General features: G+C 55.8%; 25 protein-coding genes and 3 pseudogenes. 27 read left to right on the top strand and 1 reads right to left on the bottom strand.

What is annotated here, in order from left to right; genetic code table 11:
• Positions 1 to 64 precede the first annotated feature (64 nt).
• From ACMGGU_RS12745 to ACMGGU_RS12855, 23 genes and pseudogenes are all read left to right on the top strand, one after another.
• Positions 65 to 697 carry a LexA family protein gene (locus ACMGGU_RS12745; protein ID WP_045269903.1) on the top strand — a complete coding sequence of 211 codons (633 nt, stop codon included), beginning with the start codon at positions 65 to 67 and terminating at the stop codon, positions 695 to 697.
• Between the two features lie 711 nt (positions 698 to 1,408).
• Positions 1,409 to 1,693 carry a hypothetical protein gene (locus ACMGGU_RS12750; RefSeq protein ID WP_420300614.1) on the top strand — a complete coding sequence of 95 codons (285 nt, stop codon included), beginning with the start codon at positions 1,409 to 1,411 and terminating at the stop codon, positions 1,691 to 1,693.
• Between the two features lie 149 nt (positions 1,694 to 1,842).
• Entirely contained in the window at positions 1,843 to 2,091 is a 249-nt protein-coding gene (locus tag ACMGGU_RS12755; protein WP_199991764.1) for a DUF7446 family protein, read from the top strand.
• Complete coding sequence (locus ACMGGU_RS12760; protein WP_023327240.1) at positions 2,088 to 2,246, top strand: hypothetical protein; 159 nt, start codon at positions 2,088 to 2,090, stop codon at positions 2,244 to 2,246. The genes ACMGGU_RS12755 and ACMGGU_RS12760 overlap by 4 nt, the downstream gene beginning before the upstream one ends.
• Positions 2,243 to 2,383, top strand: a complete 141-nt coding sequence (locus ACMGGU_RS12765; protein WP_163321452.1) for a host cell division inhibitory peptide Kil — start codon at positions 2,243 to 2,245, stop codon at positions 2,381 to 2,383. The genes ACMGGU_RS12760 and ACMGGU_RS12765 overlap by 4 nt, the downstream gene beginning before the upstream one ends.
• A gap of 70 nt (positions 2,384 to 2,453) precedes the next feature.
• Complete coding sequence (locus tag ACMGGU_RS12770) at positions 2,454 to 3,425, top strand: hypothetical protein (RefSeq protein WP_420300615.1); 972 nt, start codon at positions 2,454 to 2,456, stop codon at positions 3,423 to 3,425.
• Between the two features lie 7 nt (positions 3,426 to 3,432).
• Positions 3,433 to 3,711 (top strand): host nuclease inhibitor GamL, encoded by a 279-nt coding sequence (gene gamL, locus ACMGGU_RS12775; RefSeq protein ID WP_420300616.1) that lies wholly within the window; start codon positions 3,433 to 3,435, stop codon positions 3,709 to 3,711.
• A gap of 9 nt (positions 3,712 to 3,720) precedes the next feature.
• Entirely contained in the window at positions 3,721 to 4,638 is a 918-nt protein-coding gene (locus ACMGGU_RS12780; protein WP_000059964.1) for a recombinase RecT, read from the top strand.
• A complete protein-coding gene (locus ACMGGU_RS12785) occupies positions 4,635 to 5,315 on the top strand; it encodes a lambda exonuclease family protein (protein WP_420300617.1) in 681 nt (226 codons plus the stop codon). Before ACMGGU_RS12780 ends, ACMGGU_RS12785 begins: the two co-directional genes overlap by 4 nt.
• Positions 5,316 to 5,317: 2 nt before the next feature.
• Complete coding sequence (locus ACMGGU_RS12790; protein ID WP_420300991.1) at positions 5,318 to 5,779, top strand: hypothetical protein; 462 nt, start codon at positions 5,318 to 5,320, stop codon at positions 5,777 to 5,779.
• The gene (locus ACMGGU_RS12795; protein ID WP_420300618.1) at positions 5,776 to 7,323 is read left to right on the top strand and encodes a phage N-6-adenine-methyltransferase; all 1,548 of its coding nucleotides are present in this window, start codon (positions 5,776 to 5,778) and stop codon (positions 7,321 to 7,323) included. The genes ACMGGU_RS12790 and ACMGGU_RS12795 overlap by 4 nt, the downstream gene beginning before the upstream one ends.
• A pseudogene (locus tag ACMGGU_RS12800) lies at positions 7,320 to 7,530 on the top strand (hypothetical protein). The gene ACMGGU_RS12795 and the pseudogene ACMGGU_RS12800 overlap by 4 nt, the downstream one beginning before the upstream one ends.
• Positions 7,527 to 7,844 carry a hypothetical protein gene (locus ACMGGU_RS12805; protein ID WP_420300619.1) on the top strand — a complete coding sequence of 106 codons (318 nt, stop codon included), beginning with the start codon at positions 7,527 to 7,529 and terminating at the stop codon, positions 7,842 to 7,844. The pseudogene ACMGGU_RS12800 and the gene ACMGGU_RS12805 overlap by 4 nt, the downstream one beginning before the upstream one ends.
• Positions 7,841 to 8,032, top strand: coding sequence for a DUF1382 family protein (locus ACMGGU_RS12810; protein ID WP_420300620.1), 192 nt, complete (start codon positions 7,841 to 7,843; stop codon positions 8,030 to 8,032). Before ACMGGU_RS12805 ends, ACMGGU_RS12810 begins: the two co-directional genes overlap by 4 nt.
• Positions 8,029 to 8,259: a hypothetical protein gene (locus ACMGGU_RS12815; protein WP_420300621.1), complete on the top strand. Its 231-nt coding sequence runs from the start codon at positions 8,029 to 8,031 to the stop codon at positions 8,257 to 8,259. Before ACMGGU_RS12810 ends, ACMGGU_RS12815 begins: the two co-directional genes overlap by 4 nt.
• A gap of 91 nt (positions 8,260 to 8,350) precedes the next feature.
• Positions 8,351 to 8,569, top strand: coding sequence for a TraR/DksA family transcriptional regulator (locus ACMGGU_RS12820; protein WP_420300622.1), 219 nt, complete (start codon positions 8,351 to 8,353; stop codon positions 8,567 to 8,569).
• Positions 8,569 to 8,952, top strand: a complete 384-nt coding sequence (locus ACMGGU_RS12825) for a hypothetical protein (protein ID WP_420300623.1) — start codon at positions 8,569 to 8,571, stop codon at positions 8,950 to 8,952. Before ACMGGU_RS12820 ends, ACMGGU_RS12825 begins: the two co-directional genes overlap by 1 nt.
• Positions 8,953 to 8,968: 16 nt before the next feature.
• Positions 8,969 to 9,208 carry a DUF4222 domain-containing protein gene (locus ACMGGU_RS12830; protein WP_420300624.1) on the top strand — a complete coding sequence of 80 codons (240 nt, stop codon included), beginning with the start codon at positions 8,969 to 8,971 and terminating at the stop codon, positions 9,206 to 9,208.
• Between the two features lie 57 nt (positions 9,209 to 9,265).
• Positions 9,266 to 9,538, top strand: a pseudogene (locus tag ACMGGU_RS12835) (DUF550 domain-containing protein); the annotation flags it as partial.
• 90 nt (positions 9,539 to 9,628) lie between these two features.
• The gene (locus ACMGGU_RS12840; RefSeq protein ID WP_287658433.1) at positions 9,629 to 9,826 is read left to right on the top strand and encodes a hypothetical protein; all 198 of its coding nucleotides are present in this window, start codon (positions 9,629 to 9,631) and stop codon (positions 9,824 to 9,826) included.
• A gap of 160 nt (positions 9,827 to 9,986) precedes the next feature.
• Entirely contained in the window at positions 9,987 to 10,187 is a 201-nt protein-coding gene (locus ACMGGU_RS12845) for a hypothetical protein (RefSeq protein WP_174340436.1), read from the top strand.
• Between the two features lie 8 nt (positions 10,188 to 10,195).
• Complete coding sequence (xisR, locus tag ACMGGU_RS12850) at positions 10,196 to 10,441, top strand: excisionase family protein (RefSeq protein ID WP_025913358.1); 246 nt, start codon at positions 10,196 to 10,198, stop codon at positions 10,439 to 10,441.
• Positions 10,442 to 10,486: 45 nt separating this feature from the next.
• Positions 10,487 to 11,782, top strand: coding sequence for a tyrosine-type recombinase/integrase (locus tag ACMGGU_RS12855; RefSeq protein WP_045407522.1), 1,296 nt, complete (start codon positions 10,487 to 10,489; stop codon positions 11,780 to 11,782).
• 26 nt (positions 11,783 to 11,808) lie between these two features.
• Here ACMGGU_RS12855 and fliE read toward each other — a convergent pair whose 3' ends face one another.
• Positions 11,809 to 12,123: a flagellar hook-basal body complex protein FliE gene (gene fliE, locus ACMGGU_RS12860; RefSeq protein WP_008500329.1), complete on the bottom strand. Its 315-nt coding sequence runs from the start codon at positions 12,121 to 12,123 to the stop codon at positions 11,809 to 11,811.
• 228 nt (positions 12,124 to 12,351) lie between these two features.
• On the opposite strand from fliE, the pseudogene fliF reads away from it, so the two are divergent.
• From fliF to fliI, 4 genes and pseudogenes are all read left to right on the top strand, one after another.
• Positions 12,352 to 14,030, top strand: a pseudogene (fliF, locus tag ACMGGU_RS12865) (flagellar basal-body MS-ring/collar protein FliF).
• Positions 14,023 to 15,021 carry a flagellar motor switch protein FliG gene (gene fliG, locus ACMGGU_RS12870; RefSeq protein WP_008500327.1) on the top strand — a complete coding sequence of 333 codons (999 nt, stop codon included), beginning with the start codon at positions 14,023 to 14,025 and terminating at the stop codon, positions 15,019 to 15,021. The pseudogene fliF and the gene fliG overlap by 8 nt, the downstream one beginning before the upstream one ends.
• Entirely contained in the window at positions 15,014 to 15,721 is a 708-nt protein-coding gene (fliH, locus tag ACMGGU_RS12875) for a flagellar assembly protein FliH (protein WP_045908162.1), read from the top strand. Before fliG ends, fliH begins: the two co-directional genes overlap by 8 nt.
• Positions 15,721 to 17,091 carry a flagellar protein export ATPase FliI gene (fliI, locus tag ACMGGU_RS12880; RefSeq protein WP_045908161.1) on the top strand — a complete coding sequence of 457 codons (1,371 nt, stop codon included), beginning with the start codon at positions 15,721 to 15,723 and terminating at the stop codon, positions 17,089 to 17,091. Before fliH ends, fliI begins: the two co-directional genes overlap by 1 nt.
• The last annotated feature ends 10 nt before the right edge of the window (positions 17,092 to 17,101 follow it).

A 17,101-nucleotide genomic window follows, 5' to 3' on the forward strand; every position in this document is an offset into this window, starting at 1 on the left:
GTTATTTCTGTTTGTCAATTACAGTTTTAACTGTGATTATCAGGGAGGACAGAGAGAGGTATTTATGAGCCTTGCGGATCGCGTAAAGCAGAAGAGAATTGAATTGGGGTTAACCCAGGCAGAAGCAGCTGAAATGGCCGGTATACGGCAGCAATCCTGGCAGAGTATTGAAGACGGGAAAACACTTAAACCTCGGAATATAATTGGTATAGCCAAGGCTCTTAAATCCGATGCTGACTGGCTGATGAATGGCGGTGCCTTTATGCCGGTGGCAGAGGTTAACAGCAGGAGAGTTCCGTTGATAAGCTATGTACAGGCAGGCGCCTTAGCTGAAAAAAATCCCATTGAGGCTTTCGACGGAAACCTCGAGTACATCCTCACGGACTCTGATATTTCTGAATATACCTTCGCGCTGCGCATTGAAGGTGATTCGATGGAGCCTGACTTCAAGGCGGGGGACATTATCATCGTTGACCCGGAGATTGAGCCAACGCCAGGTGAGTTTGTGGTTGCTAGGAACGGCGGAGCACAGGCAACCTTTAAGAAATACCGCCCAACATACATTGACCCTATGGGCTGCCAGCACTTTGAACTGGTCCCCCTAAATGATGATTACCCTGTCATTAACAGCGATCACCAGCCATTGACCATCATTGGCGTTATGATTGAGCATCGCATCTACCGCAGAAAGCGATAGCACCCCTACCTCCTATAAAAAAATCACCGGCTCAGGCCGGTTTTTTTTCGCCTGAACAAAAATATTTTCCATTCAAATACAGAAACATATGTATTTCGCACCATTAAATACAGTTTTGTCTGTTGACGATAATACAGTTTTATCTGTATCTTTACCCCATCGAAACGAAACATCGACAGCTGAGCGAAGTTAGCCAGCGGCGGACAGCAAGTCGCCTGCTTTTTAACAACATGCAAAGTCGGAACAGCACTCGGTAATCCTGTTTAGACCCCAACGCACAAAATGCGGCGTATCACCGGCGGCGAACCGGTCGGTGAGAAGGCTACCCCCTCGCGAGAGCGATAAAGGCGTGGGAACGGGCAACACTGGCGGGATGAGAGGTGCGAAGCGCAAACAGATTTATTCCAGTCCATTCGAAGTTGAGTGGGCTGTGCTGAATTAAAGAGTCTTTCACGCCCGATTGGGCATCACGTTCAAATGGCTAGCCGCTGCCACCCTTTTCGACGCGGCACACCGTATCGGAGGAGTTATGTAACAGGTAACAGTGACGACTGAAAACCAACATTCAGCCCCGGATTATACCGGGGCACACCGTGGAATGTTTTGTAGTGCAGTGAATTGCAGCTGCATCGACGGCAACCGGAAGATAAGCACCCGGCGCTGCACCACAAAGCATTTCTCCCGCATCAGCGGGTAACGACAGAGGGTTTTATGGCAGACGACGATTATACGATGGGTGAGTTTTGGCAAGACATGAAGCCAGAACTTAAAGAGCGGCGCAGGAGGGCGAGGAACTCGGCGCATGAAGGGATGAAGGCATTCTTCCAGCGTAATGGCGTTGAGTTCGAAGAGGGAGAAAACACACTCATATTTCGCACACCGCAAGGGACTGTTGCTTATTACCCGCCAAGCAAGCGGATGCAGCATAAAACCACATGGCAAACATGCAGCCCTACAGCGTGCATGAATTACGTCAACAAGCTCAGAGCCGCCTAACCAGCGGCTTTTTTCATACCTCAGTCGCTTCACCGAGGCGGCTTAGTTATGACAACCGGCGGCCATCCACCGCCCATTGAAACACTGAATAAATGCGTTGAAGTCTTGTATTAACCGTTCCGTTCGCCGCGATAAGGCCAAGAGGATTTATGAGCAACCCAATCACAGTAGGTTTTTCAGGCCTGACGAAGCGAATTTTCGCGGGTCGTTCAAAGCCGAGCAAATTGGCGCCCGGCGTTCGCGAGTTCACCGGTGAGAAATTTGATGTCACAGACGAGGCGCTATTTGCAGTGGCCAATCTTCTCGCGGTTCGTGATGACATCCTGATATTCCCGACAGCTGATGGGAAAGAGATTCACCTCCGCGCCGACATCAAAGAAAAGCGGGAGGCATCATGACAGTCACCCACAACGGCAAGCAGTACACAGCCAAAAAGCTCAACGATAACGAGTGGCAGCTGACGTCGGTATCGGCACCACGCGACAAGCTGACTCTGAACCGCTGGCAGATGCATATCGCTGGCCTCCTGAAACAGGTTGAGGTGAAGGCATGATCAATCATCACCTGCTGCGCGCCGCGCAGAGTAAAGCAGCCATTGCCCTGTTTATCGGTGATGGCGCCATGTGGATGGCAGCCTACGACGAAATGAAGGTTGCAATCGGTTATCCGTGGCATAGAAAAGCATCCTAATTCCCCTATTCAACCGATCGGCCTGGCATTAAGCGGGCGGGATCTGCACATCCAAATTTCAGGAGAAACCATGAGCGAAGCAACGGACTTAACTGTCATCGAAATCAAGCCGGAGCAGGCGCCAGTGCTCTACGTAACGGGCGGCCTTGACGCTTATCTCGAGCAAATCCGCCAGGCAGTGAACGAAGTGCCGGACCTGTCCACGAAGAAAGGCCGTGACCGTGTCGCCTCTCTGGCGGCGCAGGTGTCCCGCAGCAAGACGGCAATCGAAAAGCCTGGTCGTGAGTACCTGAAGCGCCTGAAAGAAGCTGTGCGCCCGGCTGAGGCCGAAATTAAGCGTTTCGTTGATGCCTGTGACGAGCTGCGCGATGCGACCCGCCGCCCACTCACCGAATGGGAAGCAGAGCAGGAACGCATTAAGGCTGAAGAAGCCATGAACGCGCTGCACGCCGAAGCGCTGGTGATTAACGAAGAGTTCGACCGCCAGCGTGCCGCGCAGATCGAAGCGGACCATGAAATGGCTCTGCTGATGAATGACAAGTTTGACCGTGACCGCGAAGAACAGCGCCGCCAGGCGGAACAGGCTCAGCGTGAACGTGACGAGCGCCTGAAGCAGGAAGCGGCAGAACAAGCCCGCTGCGATGCCGAAGCGAAGCACAAAGCAGAGATAGAAGCTGCAGCGCGCCGTGAGGCTGAAGAGAAAGCCCGCGCTGAACTGGCGGAACGCCAGCGCATCGAAGCGGAACAGCGTGCGGCACGCGAGAAGCAGGAAGCAGAAGCCCGGGCAGAACGCGAAAAAGCCGCGGCGGTTGAGGCTGAGCGCCTGAAGGCAAAACAGGCAGAAGAGAAACGCCTGGCCGAAGAGAAGCGCATCGCCGACGAACAGGCAAAACGTGAAGCTGACGTGAAGCACCGCAAGACGGTAGGAAAAAACATCGTTAACGCGCTCACCAGTCACACCAGCATTACTCGCGAGCAGGCTATCGAAGTGCTCACCGCTCTGAAAGATGACCTTATCCCCTGCGCGAAAATCCATTACTGAGGCAACCATGAACGCATACCTCACTTACGACCGCATCGAAGAGCGGCGCTGGGCTGAGCAGCAGCTCACCGACGAAAAAGAGAAGTGGATCGGCGATCGGGCGAAGGAACTGATCGCTATGTTCCCTGCGAAACCTCTGGAAATGAGCAGCTTGTTCCTGCCCCAGGAAGCCCAGCTTGCGCTTATCGGAGAAAAGGCCGAAGAGGCATACAACAAATACATATCGGAATGCGCGTATGCCCGCGCCGAAGAGGAATGGCAGCGTCAGGCGCCTTGCCCGTTCTAAGGAGTGATCATGAGCTTAACCCTTGTTGATTTCGTCAAACAACAGGAACCGCTTTTCATTAAGGCGGCCACTGACGAGCGGATGGTGTGGGCGAAGGAAAGCCAGTTCGCCATCCAACTATTTCAGAACAACGACTACCTCGCGAAAGTCGCATTCCAGAACCAGACCAGCACGCAGAACGCAATCATCAACGTTGCGGCTATCGGTATTTCGCTAAACCCAGCTCAGAAGCTGGCTTATCTGGTTCCGCGTAAAGGGGCTATTTGCCTCGATATCAGTTACATGGGCCTGATGCATATTGCGCAGCAGTCAGGCGCCATTAAGTGGTGCCAGTCGGCAATTGTTCGCAGAAACGACCAGTTCCGCCGCGAAGGGCTCGATAAGCCGCCAATCCACATCTACAACGACTTCGATACTGAAGAACAGCGCGGGGACATCGTAGGCGCGTATGTAACGGTAAAAACTGACGATGGTGATTACCTCACTCACACGATGCGTATCGATGCCATCTACTCCATCCGTGACCGGTCTGAAGCATGGAAGAAGTACAAATCTGACAACAGCAAGAAGTGTCCATGGGTCACCGATGAAGAACAGATGATCCTCAAGACGGTCGTGAAGCAGGCAGCAAAATACTGGCCTCGCCGTGAGCGCCTGGACGCCGCCATAGACCACGTTAACACCGAGGGCGAAGAAGGTATCAACTTCTCTGCAGAACGCCAGCCAGAACGCGATGTAACACCAGCAGGGGACGAAATTATCAAGGAGATTAACGACGTCCTTATCGCAATGGATAAGACGTGGGAAGAAAACCTGCTCCCAGTCTGTTCGCAAATTTTCCGTCGTGATATTCGCGATTCATCCGAGCTTACCCAAGCCGAGGCAGTTAAGGCCCTAGGCTTCCTCAAGAAGAAGGCGGCAGCATGACACCAGAAATTATCCTGTCCCGGACCGGCATTGACGTAACCACTATTCAACAGGGCGATGAGGCGTGGCACCGGCTGCGCCTCGGCGTTATCACCGCCTCAGAAGTGCACAACGTCATCGCCAAGCCACGATCTGGGAAGAAGTGGACAGATATGAAAATGTCCTACTTCCACACGCTGCTCGCCGAGGTATGCACCGGCGTCGCGCCAGAGGTTAACGCCAAGGCGCTGGCCTGGGGCAAGCAGTACGAGGAAGACGCCCGCACCCTCTTCGAGTTCACCACGGACGTAAAAGTCACGGAGTCTCCGATCCTGTTCCGTGACGAGAGCATGCGCACCGCGTGCTCCCCTGACGGCCTGTGCAGTAACGGGTTCGGCCTTGAGCTTAAATGCCCTTTCACCTCCCGCGACTTCATGAAATTCCGCCTTGGCGGTTTCGAAGCCATCAAGTCTGCGTATATGGCCCAGGTGCAGTACAGCATGTGGGTAACCGGAAAAGACGCCTGGTTCTTTGCCAACTACGACCCGCGCATGAAACGCGAAGGAATTCACCACGTCGTCGTTGAGCGGGATCCGCAATACATGTCCGATTTCAACGAAATGGTGCCGGAGTTCATCGAGAAGATGGACGAGGCGCTGGCGGAGATCGGATTCACGTTCGGAGAGCAATGGAGATAGTCATGGGCGCCAATCACTGGCAGCCATGGGAAAACCTGTTCCTGCATGAAGTTGCAGGGCAGATGCCCGTCTCATTGATTGCCGAAAAACTGGAAAGAACAGAGCGCGCCGTTTACACCCAGGCCGCTCGCCTCGATGTGAAATTCCCAGCCAACACCAACCTCAGGAAGTGGACCAAAGCAGAGTTGTTTCTGTTTGGCCGATTCACTCCTGAGGAAATCGCCGCGGCAACCGGCCGCACTATCAACTCCGTGCGCAGCAAGCGCAACTCACTTGCCCGATCGTCAGGAGGAAAAGTCATGCCTGAATGGACTACCGAAGAGCTTGCGCTACTGTGGCGACACTCAAACGCTGAAGTCGCAGAGATTACCGGCCGCAGCATTGAAGAGGTCGGAGATAAGCGGCTGCAAACTAATATTGAGCGTAATGGCTGGGATGTTAACGATCCGGAGCATGCATCATGAAATACGGAAGCGTGTGCAGCGGCATCGAAGCTGCCAGTAAAGCGTGGGAGCCTCTCGGCTGGAAACCTGCCTGGTTCTCTGAAATCGAACCCTTCCCCTCAGCGGTTCTCGCCCATCACTGGCCGGAAGTATCAAACCTCGGCGACATGACCAAAATCGCCGATGCGGTGCGCGCTGGTGAAGTAGAAGCGCCTGATGTTCTGGTCGGTGGCACGCCTTGCCAGGCATTCAGTATCGCCGGCTTACGTGAAGGCCTATCTGACGACCGCGGGCAGTTAACCCTCTCTTACGTGGAATTAGCCAATGCAATCGACGCAAAGCGCCGCGAACGCAGTGAACCAGAAGCAATTATCGTCTGGGAAAACGTCCCCGGCGTGCTCAGCAGCAAAGACAATGCCTTCGGGTGCTTTCTGGCAGGACTTGCCGGAGAAAGCAGTGAGTTGCAGCCAGCAGGGGGAAAATGGACGCACGCAGGTTGTGTGTCTGGACCAGAAAGGGTTATCGCCTGGCGCGTCCTTGATGCTCAATTTTTCGGAGTGGCCCAACGACGCCGCCGTGTGTTCGTTGTCGCAAGTGCTCGAAAAGGATTCGATCCCGCAGCGGTACTTTTTGAGCAAGACGTCGGCGGCGGGTCGACTGAGGCGAATAATGTTGGGAGCAAAGGATGCTCCAGCACAGTTGATAACTGCACTCTCTATCGCTTCAGAAGAACAGACTCATACATCGATGATGGAGTAAGCAGCACGCTTTCGGCCAGAGATTATAAGGACCGTCGAGATCTTGTTGTTATGGCAGATAATCGGGTTAGAACCCTTACCCCTCTCGAATATGAAAGGCTTCAAGGATTCCCAGATGCGCACACGCTGATCCCGTACGATGGAAAACTTGCTGATGACGCGCCGCGTTACAAGGCGATCGGAAACAGCATGGCAGTACCAGTAATGCGATGGATCGGTGAGCGCATTGCAGCAGCACTTCCTGCCGAGAAGCTGAACGGTGATTATGGTGGAAGTAAGACACCGCTCGACCAGCGCGACCTCTGGCGCACACCACCAGCCCTTTTCGCTTCCCTTGATGCTGAGTTTTGCTTCCAGCTTGATGCCGCCGCGGCGCCGCATAACGCGCTGTGCAGAAAGTTCATCACCGCCGAGCAGAACACGCTGGAAACGCCATGGGCTGATTACCTGAGCATTCCCGGCTACGTCTGGATGAACCCGCCATACAGCGACATTACACCTTTCGTTAAGAAGGCCGCAGCCGAGAGCGCAAATCAGATTGGCACGGTCATGCTGGTACCGGCAGACACTTCCGTTGGCTGGTTTAAGGAGGCTATCCAGACCGCCAGCGAGGTTCGCCTCATCACCGCCGGCCGACTGGCGTTTATCAACCCGGTCACCGGTAAGCCAGTATCGGGAAATAACAAAGGTTCGATGCTCATCATCTGGCGACCGTACCCGCGTACAAACTGCCACTTCGCAACTGTGGACCGGGACGAGCTGATGGCTTTCGGGGCGAAACTTCTCGCCCGCCGGGAGGCCGCATGACGCCAGCAAATGAAAACGCCGTCCGCGCCGCCTGCCGCCGCTGCACCGAGGAAATCCAGCAGGCAATGCGCAAGAAGCCAAAGCCTAACTGGAACGAAACGGTGCCTCCCATCATCTCACAAGAAAATTGAAGCTCTGGGAGTTAGCCTCCTGGAGTTCGTCGTCAAAACTGGCCGCCTTAACGGGCGGTTTGGAGCCGAACAATGACAACAGAATTTAAAGCCCTACCCGTCGAACGCAACCAGTACGGCTACTGGACTCACCCGCTTTACGATGAATTTTGCGATGGCCGCGAATCCATATCGCCCATTGAGTTCAACGCATGGCTGGAGAAGAACGGCCTCGAGTGGAAAGTGATTTATCGTGATGAGGACGACGCTGATCCAGATGTTGACGGCTATGACATTTCGGCGTGGCAGCCCGAAACACCAGCCGGCGATGGTTGGTTTGTCGGTTCAATTCACGACACGGAAGATGGCGCGGTTTGCATCTGGCTGCGGCACGCTGGCGGTGCGGCATGAACAGAGCCTCACCAGTTGATTTGAGAAAAAGCATCGAAATTGCCAACCACCTGGCGCACATCGGGATTCGCTTTGTGCCGATCCCAGTGGCGACCGAAGAAGAATTCCAGGCGCTTGCCGCCGAGTTATCGCGACGGCTTGAGCAGATGGCAGTCGAAGCAGAGAAACATGAAGGCGGTGCAGCATGACCAAATACGCGAAACTGGATAGTGAGGTGTTAAGCGCTATCGGTGCTCAGCCAACCTCGTTTTCGGAACTATTTAGCCCTTCCGTCAGAAAGGAGTGCCTCGTCATTGCTGAAGCAGAAGGAAAGCACCCGATGGACGTCTTCCGCATTCTTGACCGCCGCCTCCAGTCACTCAGGAAGCTTGGCGTTATTCAGCACGTCAAAGGTAAAGGGTGGATACAGCCATGAAATCGCAAATCACCAGGTCGCTATCGCGGCCTTTTTTATTGCTGGCGTTCACATTCAACCGAATTAACCGACAGTTCCGGGAGCATTGACCATGGCCGATATCATCGACACAGCAGCAGAGATTGAAGAGCTTCAGCGTAACGCTGCCCTTTCCGCTCACCGCATCGACCGCAACGCCGTATCAGCTGAGCATTGTGCGGAGTGCGACGAACCAATTCCCGAGCCGCGGCGCGCTGCCGTTCCCGGCTGCCAGACCTGCGCCAGTTGCCAGGCTGATTTGGAGCTTATCCGTAAGCAAAGGGGATCTTGATGGATTACACCAAACTTAGTGACGGTGAAATCAGCGTCAGGCTCGCATATTTCCTGAAGCCAAAGTACAGCGCCACCATCCATCCGCATGAAAATACCGGTGCCAATTTGTCGTGGAACTGGTTTAACACGGTACAGAACACCGCCTGGTTTCCGTTACGTCGTGCCGAAGAGCTCTACCCTGCAATGAAGAAGCATCGAATCGGCCTGGTCCCAACAGGGAAGACCGTGTGGCGGGCAACTCATGAGTCCGGTATCAGCTCCACTCACCGTAACCCGCTGCGTGCGGTCGCGGTAGTTTTCCTCATGCTGCAGGAGAAAGAAATTGATGCAGGAGCAGCGAAACAGTGCAGGAGTAGCAAAAAAGTGCAGGTGATGCAGTAACCGCAGGAGTTAACCAATGTTCAGGATAATCCAGCCTAATACCTGGTACGCCGATCCCCACGGCGCGCCCTGCAAAATCCTCCGCGCTACCCACGAAGTCATCCACTACATCCGCAACGGTCGCACCTGCATCGCCAGCATGGGCCGCTTTAATCAGGATTTCGAACCGCTGACCAAAGCACAGGCCGCGCGGATCGCTGAAGAAATCGAAACAGCAGAACACCTGAAGAAGCTGCGCGCCCAGCGTGCGGCATGAGGAGGGAGCGTGAAACCTTACGAATCGAAGAAATCGCAGTTCACCAGAAACCTGATCCGGCGGCGCCACGCTGAATGGTCAGAAAAGACCTTCGGAAATGTCGGTCCCATTGGCCCACTGAAGCATCTTTCCAAAGAGGCGCTGGAAGCTGCCGCCAATCCTGGCGACCTCAGTGAGTGGGCTGATATGCAGTTCCTGCTATGGGACGCGCAGCGGCGCGCAGGTATCACCGATGAGCAAATCACCGCGGCGCTGGAAGAAAAGCTAAAGGTGAATATGGCTCGCCAGTGGCCGGAGCCGAAAGACGGAGAGCCGCGCCTTCACATCAAACCATGACGCAACTGATAGCCAGTTATGAGCTGGCTATTGGGTGCGAAAATTTAGTGCGATAGAATACCGTAATCATAAAGGAGGAATTAGATGAAACTGACACAGCAGCAGTGCACCATCCTAACTGGCTACACTGGGGTATTGATCGGGAGCTTTTCTGATTTTCAGCAGGATGCTGAGAAACGCCTGGGCAGAACTTTGCTTACCCACGAAATGGCCTCTGCCGAGGTTATGTCTGAATTGAAAGAACTTTATAAAAAAGATTTCCTCGCTTTAATTCCCGAATAGACCGTTTGCTACATCCCTGTCTCACCTAAATAGAACCCGCCACTGAGCGGGTTTTCTTTTGAGAGAAAACCATGCAATCAAACCCCATGACCTGGCTCATCGGCGCACTTATGGCGCTGGGCGCTCTCATCTCATTTCTTCACGAACCGGAAGGTGTGCAATGGCTGCTTTTAATGTGGGCGCAATAGTCCAGAAGAAGACCGGCGGATTGACGGGGATAGTCGAAAGCCTGCTGGAGCCGGAAAACGATAAGGCGCGGGTTTATGTCGCATGGGACGGCGGCACTTACCAGATCCACTTCGAATACGAACTCCGCGCGGCAACGCCAGACCAGCCGCAGTTTTATAAAACGATGTCATAGGAGCGATCATGAGCGAAATCATTCAAATCGTGCCCAGCGAGTGGGTGACAGAAGACCTGCTTGTAAAAATGACAGGGCTCCGTCCGGGAACGATAGCGCGGGCCCGTAAAAAAAGCTGGCTATGTGGCAGGGAGTACGTCCACATGTCGCCGGACAGCATCCCAAAGGAAAACAGCGAGTGCTTGTACAACCACAAAGCGATCGACCAGTGGGTTGAGAGCCTCAAAAAGAAACAGCCAGGTGCGCGCCAATGAGGATCCGTTTATGCTTAGCGGGCTCTTGGACGTCAGGAGGGAATAATGGCTAAGTCAGCATACCCAACAGGCGTGGAGAATCATGGCGGTACGCTCCGCATATGGTTCATCTATAAAGGAAGCCGGGTGCGTGAGAGCCTCGGCGTGCCGGATACACCAAAAAACAGAAAGGTCGCTGGCGAGCTTCGCGCGTCGGTGTGCTTTTCGATTAAAACCGGCAACTTCAACTATGCGGCCCAGTTCCCGGACTCACCGAACCTCAGAAAGTTTGGGGTGGAGAGCAAGGAAATCACAGTGCTGGAGCTGGCGAACAAGTGGCTGGAATTGAAGCGCATGGAGATCAGCACCAACGCGATGTCTCGTTATACATCTATAACGCGCAATATGGTGCCACGGATTGGCGGGGACAGGCTGGTTTCTGCGGTGACGCAGGAAGACCTGCTGTTTATCAGGAAGGAATTGCTGACCGGTTATCAGACGTTGAAGGCGGGGCATCGTACGCCTGTAAAGGGAAGGACAGTCAGAACGGTCAACAACTACATGAAGACCATGGCTGGCATGTTCAAGTTCGCTGCTGAAAGTGGTTATGTGAAGGTAAGCCCGTTCACCGGGATCGCCCTTCTCAAACGTTCGCGTTGCGAGCCTGATCCGCTCACCCGCGATGAGTTTGTCAGGCTGATTAACGCTTGCGCCACCCAGCAGTTGAAAAACATGTGGTCGCTGGCGGTGTACACCGGCGTGCGCCACGGTGAACTGGTGTCGCTGGCCTGGGAAGATATCGACCTGAAAGCAGGAACGATGATGATCCGCCGAAACCACACGTTGACGAAGGAGTTTACCCTTCCGAAAACCGAGGCCGGGACAAACCGCATCATCAACCTTATTCAGCCAGCTATTGACGTGCTGAAGAACCAGGCCGAATTAACCCGCCTGGGTAAGCAGTATCAGTTAGAGGTGAAACTGCGTGAGTTTGGTCGCACAGAGGTGCATCCGTGCACATTCGTGTTTAACCCACAAAAAGGATTGCGCAATGGCCGTGCAGGGCATCATTACGCGGTGGGGTCGATCAACCAGTCGTGGGAGGCAGCAATGCGACGCGCCGGGATTCGCTATCGCAGAGCATACCAGTCCCGACACACGTATGCATGCTGGTCGTTGGCCGCCGGTGCTAACCCTAACTTCATCGCGAAGCAAATGGGCCACACCGACGCGCAAATGGTTTACCGGGTGTACGGATCCTGGATGGCTGAAAACAACCAGGACCAGGTACTCATCCTCAACCAGAAATTGAGTGAGTTTGCCCCATCCATGCCCCACGCAGTGGGATCGGATGATTATTAATTATAAATATCATTAGGTTAGACAACCTAAACCTGCATGCCCATGACCTCTTGATAGGCCGACACCAGCTTGTTACGCACCTGGATCCCCATCTGCAGAGAAACCGAGGCTTTTTGCAAATCGGTCATCACATCATTCAGCGCCACGCCCGGCTCGCCGAGGGTGAACTTCTCAGCCTGAGTGCGCGCTGCGGTCTGGGTATCACTGATACGGTCAAGAGCGGCATGCAGTTGCCCTGCAAAGCTGATGCTCGGCTGCTGATCTGCCACATTCTGGTTACGGGCCGTCATCGCCGTTGCCTGCAACTGACTGATTACCCCTTCAATGCCCTGTATAGCCATGACTCTCCCCTGGATGGTTTTTTACGCGGTCAAGACTAACAGCTTGTCAATAAGATAATGGCGGTAAATAGCATGAAAAAACCAGGTTATTTGACGCATAGAAAATCACGAATCATCAAATAATGGCAGGGCCATCAATATGGAACTTTTGTCGTGTTTGCCGACCCGGGAGTCAGTTTTGTTTCTCTACACGAATAACGTAAACCACCAGGATTTAAGAGGTGCGCAATGAGTGCAACAGCATCGACAGCGCCGCAGAATAAATCACTCGAGTGGATGAACCGCCTTCGCGCGAATCCTAAAATCCCGTTGATCGTGGCAGGCGCTGCCGCAATTGCGATCCTTGTAGCGATGGTCCTGTGGGCGAAAAGCCCTGATTACCGGACGCTCTACAGTAACCTTTCCGATCAGGATGGCGGCGCCATCGTCACCCAGCTGACCCAGATGAACATCCCTTATCGCTTTGCCGATAATGGCGGTGCGCTGGAGGTCCCGGCAGATAAGGTGCACGAACTGCGTCTGCGCCTGGCCCAGCAGGGGCTGCCGAAAGGCGGCGCGGTGGGCTTTGAGCTGCTGGATCAGGAAAAATTCGGTATCAGCCAGTTCAGCGAGCAGGTGAACTACCAGCGTGCGCTGGAAGGTGAACTGGCCCGCACCATTGAAACATTAGGCCCGGTGAAGAGCGCCCGCGTGCACCTGGCGATGCCTAAACCTTCCTTATTTGTCCGCGAACAGAAATCACCTTCGGCTTCCGTGACCGTGAACCTTGAGCCTGGCCGCGCGCTGGACGAAGGGCAAATCAGCGCGGTGACGCATCTCGTCTCCAGCGCCGTCGCCGGTCTGCCGCCGGGTAACGTGACGCTGGTTGACCAGAGCGGTCACCTGCTGACGCAATCCAACACTGCCGGTCGCGATCTGAATGACGCGCAGCTGAAATATGCCGCCGATGTCGAAAGCCGTCTCCAGCGTCGTATCGAAGCGATCCTCGGCCCGGTTGTGGGCAACAGCAACGTGCACGCGCAGGTCACCGCGCAGATCGACTTCTCGAATAAAGAACAAACCGAAGAGCAGTACAGCCCGAACGGCGATGCGGCTCAGGCGGTCATGCGTTCGCGTCAAATCAACTCCAGCGAGCAGGTTGGCGGTGCCTACCCGGGCGGCGTGCCGGGCGCGCTGTCTAACCAGCCTGCCCGGCAAACGCGGCGCCGATCTCTACGCCGCCGGCCAATCAGCAGAACGGTCAGCAAAATAATCAGCAGACCACCTCTACGGCGAATAACAGCGGCCCACGAAACACCAGCCGTAACGAAACCACGAACTACGAAGTGGATAGAACGATTCGTCACACTAAACTGAACGTGGGCGATATTCAGCGTCTCTCTGTTGCGGTAGTGGTGAACTACAAAACGCTGGCGGATGGCAAACCGTTGCCGTTGACCGCCGAGCAGATGAAGCAGATTGAAAACCTGACCCGCGAAGCGATGGGTTACTCCGAGAAGCGCGGCGATACCCTCAACGTGGTGAACTCACCGTTCAACTCGGTTGAAGAGACCGGCGGTGAACTGCCGTTCTGGCAACAGCAGGCGTTTATCGACCAGCTGATGTCCGCAGGACGCTGGCTGCTGGTGCTGATTGTCGCGTGGCTGCTGTGGCGTAAGGGCGTTCGTCCACAGATCCAGCGCCGTGCTGAAGCTGAAAAAGCGGCTCGCGAGCAGATGAATGCGCGTCAGGAAACGGAAGAAGCGGTTGAAGTTCGCCTCAGTAAAGATGAACAGATGCAGCAGCGCCGTGCTAACCAGCGCATGGGTGCCGAGGTGATGAGCCAGCGCATTCGCGAAATGTCAGATAACGATCCGCGCGTCGTGGCGCTGGTCATCCGCCAGTGGATGGGTAACGAACATGAGTAATACGCTTACGGGCACCGATAAAAGCGTCATCCTGCTGATGACCATTGGCGAAGATCGCGCGGCAGAGGTGTTTAAACACCTCTCCCAGCGAGAAGTACAGATTCTCAGTGCGGCCATGGCCAACGTGCGTCAAATCTCCAATAAACAGCTGACCGAAGTGCTGTCGGAGTTTGAGCAGGAAGCCGAACAGTTTGCCGCGCTGAACGTCAACGCCAACGACTACCTGCGTTCCGTGCTGGTCAAGGCGCTGGGCGAAGAGCGTGCCGCCAGCCTGCTGGAAGATATTCTGGAAACGCGCGATACCGCCAGCGGTATCGAAACGCTCAACTTTATGGAGCCGCAGAGTGCCGCCGACCTTATTCGCGACGAGCACCCGCAGATTATCGCCACCATCCTTGTCCACCTCAAACGTGGTCAGGCGGCCGATATTCTGGCGCTGTTCGAAGAGCGCCTGCGTCACGATGTGATGCTGCGTATCGCCACCTTCGGCGGCGTCCAGCCAGCCGCGCTGGCGGAGCTGACCGAGGTGCTGAACAACCTGCTCGACGGCCAGAACCTCAAGCGCAGCAAAATGGGCGGCGTGAGAACGGCGGCGGAAATCATCAACCTGATGAAAACGCAGCAGGAAGAGGCCGTCATTACGGCGGTTCGCGAGTTCGACGGCGAGCTGGCACAGAAAATCATCGACGAGATGTTCCTGTTCGAAAACCTCGTCGAAGTGGACGACCGCAGCATCCAGCGCCTGCTCCAGGAAGTGGATTCCGAGTCGCTGCTTATCGCCCTCAAAGGCGCCGAGCAGCCGCTGCGCGAGAAGTTCCTGCGCAACATGTCTCAGCGTGCGGCCGATATCCTGCGCGACGACCTTGCCAACCGCGGCCCGGTTCGTCTGTCTCAGGTGGAAAACGAACAGAAAGCCATTCTGCTTATTGTTCGTCGTCTGGCGGAAACCGGCGAGATGGTGATTGGCAGCGGAGACGACACCTATGTCTAATGAGCTGCCGTGGAAGCGCTGGACGCCGGACGATCTGGCCCCTCCCCTCTCCGAGTTCACGCCAGCCGTGATCCCGACCGAGGAGCTTGACCCGGACGTCGAACAGCCTGAGCTAAGCGAAGAAGAGCAGCAAGCACAGATGCTGGCTCAGCTGCAAATGCAGGCGCACGAGCAGGGCTACAATGCCGGTCTGAACGAAGGCCGGCAGAAAGGCCACGAGCTGGGGTATCAGGAAGGCCTGTCAAAAGGGCTAGAGCACGGTATCGATCAGGCGCGCCAGCAGCAGGCGCCGATCCATGCCCGCATGCAGCAGCTGGTCAGCGAGTTTCAGCACACGCTGGACGCGCTGGACAGCGTGATTGCCTCGCGACTGATGCAGATGGCGCTGGAAGCCGCGCGTCAGGTGATCGGCCAGACGCCCGTGGTGGATAACACGGCGCTGATCAAACAAATTCAGGGCCTGCTGCAGCAGGAGCCGCTGTTCAGCGGTAAGCCGCAGCTGCGCGTCCATCCGGACGACCTGCAGCGCGTGGAAGAGAGCCTGGGCGCGACGCTAAACCTGCACGGCTGGCGTCTGCGCGGCGATCCGTCGTTACATCACGGCGGCTGCAAAGTCTCAGCCGATGAAGGCGATCTGGATGCCAGCGTCGCCACCCGCTGGCAGGAACTGTGCCGCCTGGCGGCACCGGGAGTCGTCTGATGACCGCACGCCTCACCCGCTGGCTCACCACGCTCGACAATTTTGAGACGAAGATGGCGCAACTGCCCTCTGTTCGTCGTTATGGACGACTGACGCGCGCCACCGGTCTGGTACTGGAGGCCACCGGCCTGCAGCTGCCGCTGGGCGCGACCTGCGTGATCGAGCGTCAGGACGGTCTGGAAACGCGTGAGGTGGAAAGCGAAGTGGTCGGGTTCAACGGCCAGCGCCTGTTCCTGATGCCGCTTGAAGAGGTGGAAGGCATTCTGCCCGGCGCGCGCGTGTATGCCAAAAACACGTCTGGCGATGGGCTGCAAAGCGGGAAGCAGTTGCCGCTTGGTCCTGCCCTGCTGGGTCGCGTGCTGGACGGCAGCGGGAAGCCGCTCGACGGTCTGCCCTCGCCGGACACCACTGAAACCGGCGCATTAATCACCCAGCCGTTTAACCCCCTGCAGCGAACCCCTATTGAGCATGTGCTCGATACCGGCGTGCGCCCGATTAACGCCCTGCTGACCGTGGGACGCGGACAACGTATGGGCCTCTTCGCCGGGTCAGGCGTGGGTAAATCCGTTCTGCTCGGCATGATGGCGCGCTATACCCAGGCGGACGTTATCGTTGTGGGCCTGATCGGCGAACGTGGTCGCGAAGTTAAAGATTTCATTGAAAACATTCTGGGTGCGGAAGGCCGTGCCCGCTCGGTGGTCATTGCCGCACCGGCGGACGTGTCGCCGTTACTGCGTATGCAGGGGGCTGCGTATGCCACCCGCATCGCCGAAGATTTTCGTGACCGCGGCAAGCACGTGCTGCTGATCATGGATTCGCTGACCCGCTACGCGATGGCGCAGCGTGAAATCGCGCTGGCTATCGGTGAGCCACCGGCGACCAAAGGCTACCCGCCTTCGGTCTTCGCCAAACTCCCTGCCCTGGTGGAACGTGCGGGGAACGGCATCAGCGGCGGCGGCTCCATCACCGCGTTCTATACGGTGCTGACCGAAGGCGATGACCAGCAGGATCCGATTGCCGACTCCGCGCGCGCGATCCTTGACGGCCATATTGTGCTGTCGCGTCGTCTCGCCGAAGCCGGACACTATCCGGCAATTGATATTGAAGCCTCTATCAGCCGCGCAATGACGGCGCTGATAACCGAGAAGCACTACGCCCGCGTGCGTAACTTTAAACAACTCCTCTCCAGCTTCCAGCGCAACCGCGATCTGGTCAGCGTGGGGGCGTATGCCAAAGGCAGCGACCCGATGCTCGACAAAGCGATTACCTTGTGGCCGCAGCTGGAGGCATTTTTGCAACAAGGCATTTTTGAACGTGCCAACTGGGAAGATTCAATTCAGGCACTGGAGCTGATTTTCCCGCAGGTGTAACACAGGTGGA

Origin of the sequence: Enterobacter sp. BNK-8, from assembly GCF_048685095.1 — a bacterium.
GTDB lineage: Bacteria > Pseudomonadota > Gammaproteobacteria > Enterobacterales > Enterobacteriaceae > Enterobacter > Enterobacter quasiroggenkampii.

Coding starts and splice junctions, on each gene's coding strand:
- ACMGGU_RS12745 (WP_045269903.1), top strand. CDS start 65: ATGAGCCTTGCGGATCGCGTAAAGCAGAAGAGAATTGAATTGGGGTTA.
- ACMGGU_RS12750 (WP_420300614.1), top strand. CDS start 1,409: ATGGCAGACGACGATTATACGATGGGTGAGTTTTGGCAAGACATGAAG.
- ACMGGU_RS12755 (WP_199991764.1), top strand. CDS start 1,843: ATGAGCAACCCAATCACAGTAGGTTTTTCAGGCCTGACGAAGCGAATT.
- ACMGGU_RS12760 (WP_023327240.1), top strand. CDS start 2,088: ATGACAGTCACCCACAACGGCAAGCAGTACACAGCCAAAAAGCTCAAC.
- ACMGGU_RS12765 (WP_163321452.1), top strand. CDS start 2,243: ATGATCAATCATCACCTGCTGCGCGCCGCGCAGAGTAAAGCAGCCATT.
- ACMGGU_RS12770 (WP_420300615.1), top strand. CDS start 2,454: ATGAGCGAAGCAACGGACTTAACTGTCATCGAAATCAAGCCGGAGCAG.
- gamL (WP_420300616.1), top strand. CDS start 3,433: ATGAACGCATACCTCACTTACGACCGCATCGAAGAGCGGCGCTGGGCT.
- ACMGGU_RS12780 (WP_000059964.1), top strand. CDS start 3,721: ATGAGCTTAACCCTTGTTGATTTCGTCAAACAACAGGAACCGCTTTTC.
- ACMGGU_RS12785 (WP_420300617.1), top strand. CDS start 4,635: ATGACACCAGAAATTATCCTGTCCCGGACCGGCATTGACGTAACCACT.
- ACMGGU_RS12790 (WP_420300991.1), top strand. CDS start 5,318: ATGGGCGCCAATCACTGGCAGCCATGGGAAAACCTGTTCCTGCATGAA.
- ACMGGU_RS12795 (WP_420300618.1), top strand. CDS start 5,776: ATGAAATACGGAAGCGTGTGCAGCGGCATCGAAGCTGCCAGTAAAGCG.
- ACMGGU_RS12805 (WP_420300619.1), top strand. CDS start 7,527: ATGACAACAGAATTTAAAGCCCTACCCGTCGAACGCAACCAGTACGGC.
- ACMGGU_RS12810 (WP_420300620.1), top strand. CDS start 7,841: ATGAACAGAGCCTCACCAGTTGATTTGAGAAAAAGCATCGAAATTGCC.
- ACMGGU_RS12815 (WP_420300621.1), top strand. CDS start 8,029: ATGACCAAATACGCGAAACTGGATAGTGAGGTGTTAAGCGCTATCGGT.
- ACMGGU_RS12820 (WP_420300622.1), top strand. CDS start 8,351: ATGGCCGATATCATCGACACAGCAGCAGAGATTGAAGAGCTTCAGCGT.
- ACMGGU_RS12825 (WP_420300623.1), top strand. CDS start 8,569: ATGGATTACACCAAACTTAGTGACGGTGAAATCAGCGTCAGGCTCGCA.
- ACMGGU_RS12830 (WP_420300624.1), top strand. CDS start 8,969: ATGTTCAGGATAATCCAGCCTAATACCTGGTACGCCGATCCCCACGGC.
- ACMGGU_RS12840 (WP_287658433.1), top strand. CDS start 9,629: ATGAAACTGACACAGCAGCAGTGCACCATCCTAACTGGCTACACTGGG.
- ACMGGU_RS12845 (WP_174340436.1), top strand. CDS start 9,987: ATGGCTGCTTTTAATGTGGGCGCAATAGTCCAGAAGAAGACCGGCGGA.
- xisR (WP_025913358.1), top strand. CDS start 10,196: ATGAGCGAAATCATTCAAATCGTGCCCAGCGAGTGGGTGACAGAAGAC.
- ACMGGU_RS12855 (WP_045407522.1), top strand. CDS start 10,487: ATGGCTAAGTCAGCATACCCAACAGGCGTGGAGAATCATGGCGGTACG.
- fliE (WP_008500329.1), bottom strand. CDS start 12,123: ATGGCTATACAGGGCATTGAAGGGGTAATCAGTCAGTTGCAGGCAACG.
- fliG (WP_008500327.1), top strand. CDS start 14,023: ATGAGTAATACGCTTACGGGCACCGATAAAAGCGTCATCCTGCTGATG.
- fliH (WP_045908162.1), top strand. CDS start 15,014: ATGTCTAATGAGCTGCCGTGGAAGCGCTGGACGCCGGACGATCTGGCC.
- fliI (WP_045908161.1), top strand. CDS start 15,721: ATGACCGCACGCCTCACCCGCTGGCTCACCACGCTCGACAATTTTGAG.